This is a genomic window from Xanthomonas sp. SHU 199 (genome assembly GCF_000364665.1).
Lineage (GTDB): Bacteria > Pseudomonadota > Gammaproteobacteria > Xanthomonadales > Xanthomonadaceae > Xanthomonas_A > Xanthomonas_A sontii.
Genome location: NZ_AQOI01000234.1, coordinates 1 through 7,483 on the forward strand (window position 1 = coordinate 1; position 7,483 = coordinate 7,483).

6 protein-coding genes are annotated in these 7,483 nt (G+C 70.3%); 5 read left to right on the forward strand and 1 reads right to left on the reverse strand.

The genetic code is table 11. The annotated features are described in order from the left end of the window. From D183_RS0109495 to salA, 5 genes are all read left to right on the forward strand, one after another. Positions 1–1,175: benzaldehyde dehydrogenase (locus tag D183_RS0109495; protein ID WP_017908783.1), on the forward strand; the 1,175-nt coding region annotated here is incomplete at its 5' end. 18 nt (positions 1,176–1,193) lie between these two features. Beyond that, positions 1,194–2,321: an NAD(P)-dependent alcohol dehydrogenase gene (locus D183_RS0109500; protein ID WP_017908784.1), complete on the forward strand. Its 1,128-nt coding sequence runs from the start codon at positions 1,194–1,196 to the stop codon at positions 2,319–2,321. Positions 2,322–3,180: 859 nt separating this feature from the next. Beyond that, positions 3,181–4,374: an OmpP1/FadL family transporter gene (locus D183_RS0109505; protein WP_017908785.1), complete on the forward strand. Its 1,194-nt coding sequence runs from the start codon at positions 3,181–3,183 to the stop codon at positions 4,372–4,374. A 19-nt stretch (positions 4,375–4,393) separates the two neighbouring features. Further along, the gene (locus tag D183_RS0109510) at positions 4,394–5,113 is read left to right on the forward strand and encodes an alpha/beta fold hydrolase (protein WP_017908786.1); all 720 of its coding nucleotides are present in this window, start codon (positions 4,394–4,396) and stop codon (positions 5,111–5,113) included. 22 nt (positions 5,114–5,135) lie between these two features. After that, entirely contained in the window at positions 5,136–6,422 is a 1,287-nt protein-coding gene (gene salA / locus D183_RS0109515; RefSeq protein WP_017908787.1) for a salicylate 1-monooxygenase, read from the forward strand. Positions 6,423–6,787: 365 nt separating this feature from the next. On the opposite strand, the gene D183_RS0109520 is transcribed toward salA, so the two are convergent. Then, positions 6,788–7,270, reverse strand: a complete 483-nt coding sequence (locus D183_RS0109520) for a YajQ family cyclic di-GMP-binding protein (RefSeq protein WP_017908788.1) — start codon at positions 7,268–7,270, stop codon at positions 6,788–6,790. Positions 7,271–7,483 lie beyond the last annotated feature (213 nt).

Below are 7,483 nucleotides of genomic sequence, written 5' to 3' on the forward strand. Positions count from 1 at the left end.
AGAGCGGTTCCACCCAAGGCAAGGCCGGCTTCGAAGCGGCCCTGTGCGCCACCGCCCTGCACGAAGCGGCGGCGCTGCCGTCGCGCAGCGCCGGCGAGGTGCTGCCCTCCGCGGCGGGGCGCCTGAGTCTGGCGCGGCGCCGTCCGCTGGGCGTGGTCGGCGTCATCGCGCCGTTCAATTTCCCGCTGTACCTGGCCATGCGCGCGGTGGCGCCGGCGCTGGCGCTGGGCAACGCGGTGGTGCTCAAGCCCGATCCGCGCACCGCGATCTGCGGCGGCGCGGTCATCGCGCGGCTGTTCGAACTGGCCGGCCTGCCGGCCGGCGTGCTGCACGTGCTGCCCGGCGATGGCGGCGCCGGCGCCGCACTGACCGCCGATCCGCACGTGGCGATGATCCAGTTCACCGGTTCCACCGCGGCCGGGCGCAAGGTCGGCGAGGCGGCCAGCCGTCATCTGAAGAAGGTGTCGCTGGAACTGGGCGGCAAGAACTCGCTGATCGTGCTCGACGATGCCGACCTGGATCTGGCGATCGCCAACACCGCCTGGGGCGCGTATCTGCACCAGGGCCAGATCTGCATGTCCGCCGGCCGCGTGCTGGTGCAGCGCGCACTCTACCCGCAGTTCGTCGAGCGGCTGGCGGCCAAGGCCAGGAGCCTGAGCGTCGGCGACCCGGCCAGCGGCGAGGTCGCGCTCGGCCCGTTGATCGATGCGACCCAGCGCGATCACGCCGCGCGCCTGGTCGCGGCCGCGCGCGAGGCCGGTGCAACCGTCGCCGCCGGCGGCGGCTACCGCGACCTGTTCTTCGAGCCCACCGTGCTCAGCGACGTCACCCCCGACAACCCGGCCTTCCGCGAGGAGATCTTCGCTCCGGTGGCGGTGGTGGTGCCGTTCGACACCGACGCCGAGGCCGTGGCCCTGGCCAACGACACCGAGTACGGGCTGTCGATGGCGGTGCTGTCGGCCGACGTCGGCCGCGCAATGGCGCTGGGCGAGCAGTTGCGCACCGGCCTGCTGCACATCAACGACCAGACCGTCAACGACGAAGTGGTCAATCCGTTCGGCGGCGTCGGCGCCTCCGGCAACGGCAGCAGCATCGGCGGCCCGGCGAACCTGGAAGAGTTCACCCAGTGGCAGTGGTTGACCGTCAAGGGCGCAGCGCCCGCCTATCCGCTTTGAACCCCAGGAGACAGTGCGATGAACGCAGCAACCGATAAACGCGAGATCACCGTGGCGGTCGCGCACGCGCCGCAACAGCCCTTCACCATCGAGCAGGCGCGCATCCGCGCGCCGCAGGACGACGAGGTGCTGGTGCGGGTGGTGGCCACCGGCCTGTGCCACACCGACCTGATCGTGCGCGATCAGTACTACCCGGTGCCGCTGCCGGCGGTGCTCGGCCATGAGGGCGCCGGCGTGGTCGAAGCGCTGGGTCCCAACGTCAAGAGCCTGCAGGTCGGCGACCACGTGGTGCTCACCTATGGCGCCTGCGGCCACTGCAATCCCTGCGATGGCGGGCATGCCGCGTATTGCCAGGAGTTCTTCCCGCGCAACTTCGGCGGTGCCGACGCGCATGGCCATACCGCCATCGAGGATCTGCACGGGCAGCCGCTGCACGACCACTTCTTCGCCCAGTCCTCGTTCGCCACCTATGCGCTGGCGCGCGAGAACAATGCGATCAGGGTGTCGCGCGAGGCGCCGCTGGAACTGCTCGGCCCGCTGGGCTGCGGCATCCAGACCGGAGCCGGCGCGGTGATCAATGCGCTGAAGGTGCGTCCTGGCAGCAGCTTCATGGCGATCGGCGCCGGTGCGGTCGGACTCAGCGCGGTGATGGCCGCGCACGTGGCCGGCGCCGCCTGCATCATCGCCGTGGACGTGGTGCCGTCGCGGCTGGCGCTGGCCAAGGAACTGGGCGCCACGCACGTGATCGACAACCGCGAAGGCGATCTGGTGGAAGCGGTGCGCGCGATCACCGGCGGCGGCGCCGACTTCGCGCTCGAATCCACCGGGCGTCCGCAGTTGCTGGAGGCGGGCATCGAAGCGTTGGCCAGCCTGGGCACGATCGGCGTGGTCGGCGCACCCAAGCTCGGCACCAAGGCCGGTTTCGACGTCAACAACCTGCTGCTGGGCGGACGCAGCATCCGCGGCATCGTCGAGGGCGACAGCGTGCCGCAGGTGTTCATTCCGCAACTGGTGACGCTGTACCAGCAGGGCCGCTTCCCGTTCGACAAGCTGGTGAAGTTCTATCCGTTGAGCGACATCAACCAGGCCGCCGCCGACAGCAGCAGCGGCATCACCCTCAAGCCGATCCTGCGCATGGCCAGCTGAGCCTTGCGCTGGCGACGGCGCTGCCGTCGCGCGTGTCCCCGCAGCAGGCGTCGCGCCTGCCTCGGCACCGACGTCGCCACACGCTGCCGTGGGCGATGCCGGTGCCGTTTTTTTTGATCGCGCCCTCGCCGTGCGCGTTCGCCGGCATCCTGCCTGCCTCGGCCGAGACGCGGGAGGCCGGCGCGCGTGCCAGGCTGCGCCGCAGTGCAGCGCCCGAGCGGTGTCTGCGTTGCCCTCCTTGCGTTGCCGGACCGCACCGCCGCCCGATGAAGCCCGTGCCGTGTAGCGCCGCGCGCCGCTGCGCTGCGCGTGCCTGGCTGTCTGTGCGCTGCGGCGCGCGGGGTGTCCAGTGGCATGCAGACACTGGCATGCGCAAGCTTGCCGAGGCGGCGCAGAGCGCGTGTGCGTGCGCGTCCAGGCGTTGGCGTTTGCGCAAGCGATGCGGGCGTGCGCCTGCGACGACGCTGCCGCTGCGTCGGCATGCACGCCATCGAACGCGCATGTTGCATCGCGGAAGATCCAGTGCTAGCGCGCATCGCGCGATGAACATACCAGCAGGGTATGAAACGAGACTGACATGGTCTTGGACGCCTGGTGTGATGCGGGGCAGTGTCGGACGCATGGATGCATCGCCGAGGTCAGTCGTCTCCTGCTTCGATCGTCGCGAGCGTCCGTACCGGTCGCGCGCACGGTCTTGCGTTCGCGTCGTACCGCGTCGCCGTGTCGGCCGACGCGTGCACAAAGGATGAGTGCCGTTTCCAACATCCCGCGCTGCCGGTCGTCACGACGGCAGTGCGGACCCCGCGTGCCGCCGGTCGGCGGCCGCACCCACGCATCGGCTCGGAGGGAGGGCTCGATCATGCAACAGTTGCACCATTCATCGCGTCGCAAGAAGCACCAGCACCGCGCACGGCCGTGGACCACGCTGCTGTGGACCATGGCGGCGGTGTCCGGCGGCGCAGCCGCCAACAACGGCGTGGCCCTGCCCGGCTACGGCGCGCAGACCCAGGGCCTGGCCGGCACCTCGATCGCGTTGCCGCTGGACGCGGCGGCGTCCGCCAACAACCCGGCCGGCATGGGCGCGGTCGGCGACCGCATGGACGCCGACCTCACCTTGATCGCGGCGCCGGTGCGCGCGCAGGTCGGCCCCAACCGCTACGGCGACGATGCGCTGGTTCCGGTGCCCACCGCCGGCTACAACCATCAACTCAACGACGACCTGAGCCTGGGGGTGTCGGTGTTCGGCCACGGCGTCGCGCTGGACTACGGCGCTCCGGTGTATGGCAGCCACAACACCCTGTCCAAGCTGCAGCAGGTGGTGTTCGCGCCGACCCTGGCCTGGCGCGTGGGCGAGCACCAGTACCTGGGCATCTCGCCGCGGCTGGCCTACCAGCGCTTGCACGTCGCCGGCCTGGAGGGGGTCGGCTTCCAGTCGGCCGGGGCCGATGCGGCCTACGGGTACGGTGTCGCCGTGGGCTGGTACGGCCAGCTCGCGCCGCGCCTGAGCGCCGGCGTCACCTGGTCCAGCCGCATCCGCTTCGGCCAGATGCAGCGCTACCGTGCGCTGCTGCCGGAAGGCCGTCTGAACATGCCGCAGCAGGCCGGTGTCGGTCTGGCCTGGCAGGCCAGCGATGCGCTGACCGTGGCGGCCGACTGGCTGTGGATCGACTGGGCCGGCGAGCGCTCCTACGGCAATCGCGTCGATGAGGGCGGCGCGTTCGGCGATCCGAACGGTCCGGGCTTCGGCTGGCGTAGCCAGCGCGTGTTCCGCCTGGGGGCCGACTACCGCCTCAACGATGCCTGGTCGCTGCGGGCCGGCTATTCCCGCGGCAGCCGCCTGATCCCCGACAGCCAGGCGCAGTTGGCCGTGCTGGCGCCGCTGGCGCAGTACAGCCACTACGCGCTGGGCGCGACCTGGCGCCTGTCGCCGCAGCTGTCGCTGACCGGCAGCGTGACCCATGCGCCGGGTGGCTCGGTCGCCAGCGGCGGCGTGCAGGCCGGGACCCGCGACCTCACCTATCTCACTTTCGGCCTCGGCTGGACCTTCCGCTGAGCCACACGGAGACGACCCCATGCAAACCTATCTGTTGCTGCACGGTTCCTGGCACGACGGCCACGCCTGGGACGGCGTCGCCGCCCATCTGCGCGCGCGCGGCGTGCAGGTACACGCGCCGACCATCGCCGGGCATGGCCCCGGCGCCGACAAACGCGTCTCGCACGCCGACTGCGTGGCCTCGGTGGTGGACTACTTGCGCCGCCACGACCTGCGCGACCTGGTCGTGCTCGGCCACAGCTGGGGCGGCAGCATCGTGCAACGCCTGGCCGAGGAGGAGCCGGAGCGCTGCAAGCGGCTGATCTTCCACAACGCCTTCGTGCTGCGCGACGGCGAGGCGCTGTTCGACCTGTTGCCGCCGCATTACCAGGCGCTGTGGAAGAACGCGGTCGATGCCGACGGCGGCATCATGCTGCCGTTTCCGATCTGGCGCGACGGCTTCATCGGCGACGCCGATCTGGCGCAGGCGCAGCAGGCGTACGCGCAGTTGAGTCCGACCCCCGCGCGCAGCCATTTCGACGCGGTACCGCTCAAGTGTTTCCACGAGCTGCAGATCCCGCGCAGCTGGCTCTATGCCACCGACGATGTGGCATTGCCGCCGGGCGAGTACGGCTGGCATCCGCGGCTGAGCGCGCGCCTGGGCGGCTACCGTCTGGTCAGCCTGCCGGGCAGCCACGAAGTGTGTTTCAGCGCGCCTGCGCTGCTGGCCGAGAAAATCCTGCTGGCTGGCCGCGACTGACATTCCCCACCGGAGACTCCAGATGAATCCTGCATCCCCCCTGCGCATCGGCATCGTCGGCGGCGGCATCGCCGGCGTCGGTCTGGCCCTGGGCCTGTGCCGGCACCGCCATCTCGACGTGCAACTGTTCGAATCGGCGCCGGCCTTCGGCGAAATCGGCGCCGGCGTCTCGTTCGGCCCCAATGCGGTACGCGCGCTGGCCGGCCTGGGCATGGGCGAGCCCTATGCCGAACTCGCCGACCGCACCCCCGCCCCATGGCAGGACGTCTGGTTCGAATGGCGCCGCGGCGAGGACGCGCGGCTGCTGGGCCAGACCCTGGCGCCCGGCGTCGGCCAGTCGTCGGTGCACCGCGCCGACTTCCTCGATGCGTTGGCTACCCGCCTGCCGTTCGGGCTGGCCAGGTTCGGCAAACGCGCAGTCGACGTGGAGCAGGACGCCGACGTGGCGCGCGTGCGCTTCGCCGACGGCAGCCAGTACGAAGGCGACGTGCTGATCGCCGCCGACGGCATCAAGTCCGCCATGCGCGGCGAAGTGCTGCGTGCGCTCGGCCATGCACCGGCCGAACCGCGTTTCACCGGCACCTGCGCCTATCGCGGCCTGATCGACGCCGCGCGGCTACGTGCCGCTTTCGCCGCCCGCGGCGTGGACGCGCACCTGGTCGACGTGCCGCAGATGTTGCTGGGCCTGGACGCGCACATCCTGACCTTCCCGGTGAAGCAGGGAAGGCTGATCAACGTGGTCGCCTTCGTCTCCGACCGCAGCGAGCCGGCGCCGCAATGGCGCGCTGGCCAGGCCTGGGTACGCGAGGCCAGCCGCCGCGAGATGCTGGAGGCGTTCGCGCACTGGGGCGAGGCGGCGCGTACGCTGCTGGAGTGCATCGACACGCCCACGCACTGGGCGCTGCACGATCTGGCCGAGCTGCCCGGCTATGTGCATGGGCGGCTGGCGCTGATCGGCGATGCCGCGCACGCGATGCTGCCGCACCAGGGCGCCGGCGCCGGGCAGGGCCTGGAGGATGCCTATCTGCTGGCGCAACTGCTGGCCACGCCTGGCCTGACGCGCGGCGATCTGCCGGCCCTGCTGCAGGTCTACGAGCGCCTGCGCCTGCCGCGCGCCTGCCGCGTGCAGCGCACCTCGCGCGAGGCCGGCGAGCTGTACGAACTGCGCGATCCGCAGGCCGGCGCCGACGATACGCGGCTGGCGCAGACGCTGGCGCAGCGCTTCGACTGGATCTGGACGCACGACCTGGAAGCCGAAGTGGCGCAGGGGCGGAGGATGCTGGCCGCGGGCGTCACCGCGGGTGCCTAGCAAGAAATTGCGGCGCTAGGCGTCCGCGTCCCGGCGCGGAGGCGGGAGTGCCGTTGCGTGGTGTCGTCTCGTTCCGATGCGGAGTGCGTCGCTTTCGCATGGGCTGCAATGGCCGGGATGCGCTCGCTTGGTCATGCCGGCATGCCTGCTTGCGCAGGCCGGACGGCATGCGCAGGTCGCGACATGGGCGTATCGCCTGTCTGCCGTGCCGCCCTGCAAGGCGAGGCGATGCGCAGCCGTGTGCACTCACGCATCGTGGCGACGATATCGCGCGGTCGACTGCAGAACGACCATCGCCACGCGGTGGTCGTCCTGCACCCTCGCACCGGCATGGCGATGACGCGCGAGGCGTTTGCGCGGCGGCTTCAGTCGCGGAAATTGTCGAACTGCAGCGGCAGCTCGAAATCGCTCTTCTTCAGCAGCGCGATCGCATCCTGCAGGTCGTCGCGCTTCTTGCCGCTGACCCGCAGCTTATCGCCGTTGATCTGCGCTTCCACCTTGAGCTTGGCTTCCTTGAGCGTGGCCACGATCTTCTTGCCCAGCTTCTGTTCGATGCCCTGCTTGACGGTGATCTTCTGCCGCGCGCCGGCGAGGTTGGTCTCCAGGTCGCCGAATTCCAGGCAGCGCACGTCGATGCCGCGGGCCAGCAGGCGCGCGCGCAGGATGTCGGTCATCTGCTTGACCTGGAAATCGCTGGGCGCCGATTGCGTGATGACCTGGTCGTCGAGCGCGAACTTGGCGTCGACGCCCTTGAAGTCGAAGCGTGTCGACAGCTCGCGGTTGGCCTGGTCGACGGCATTGGTCAGTTCGTGCTTGTCGACTTCGGACACGATATCGAAGGAAGGCATGGGCAAGTCCTCGGCAAAGATGCCTATCGTAAGACGTGCGGGCGAGGAGTGGGACGCGGCAGGTGGGAAGTGGCAGCGCAGGTGTCGCAGGGGCTGGCACGTGCAGGGTGGGATGGATGTCGGTTCCGGCGCGTTGCGCAATGTCGTGCGTTGGTGGGCGCCGCGCGTCGCGACTGAAGGGCACCTCGAACAACCTGCCACGACCTGGAGCCA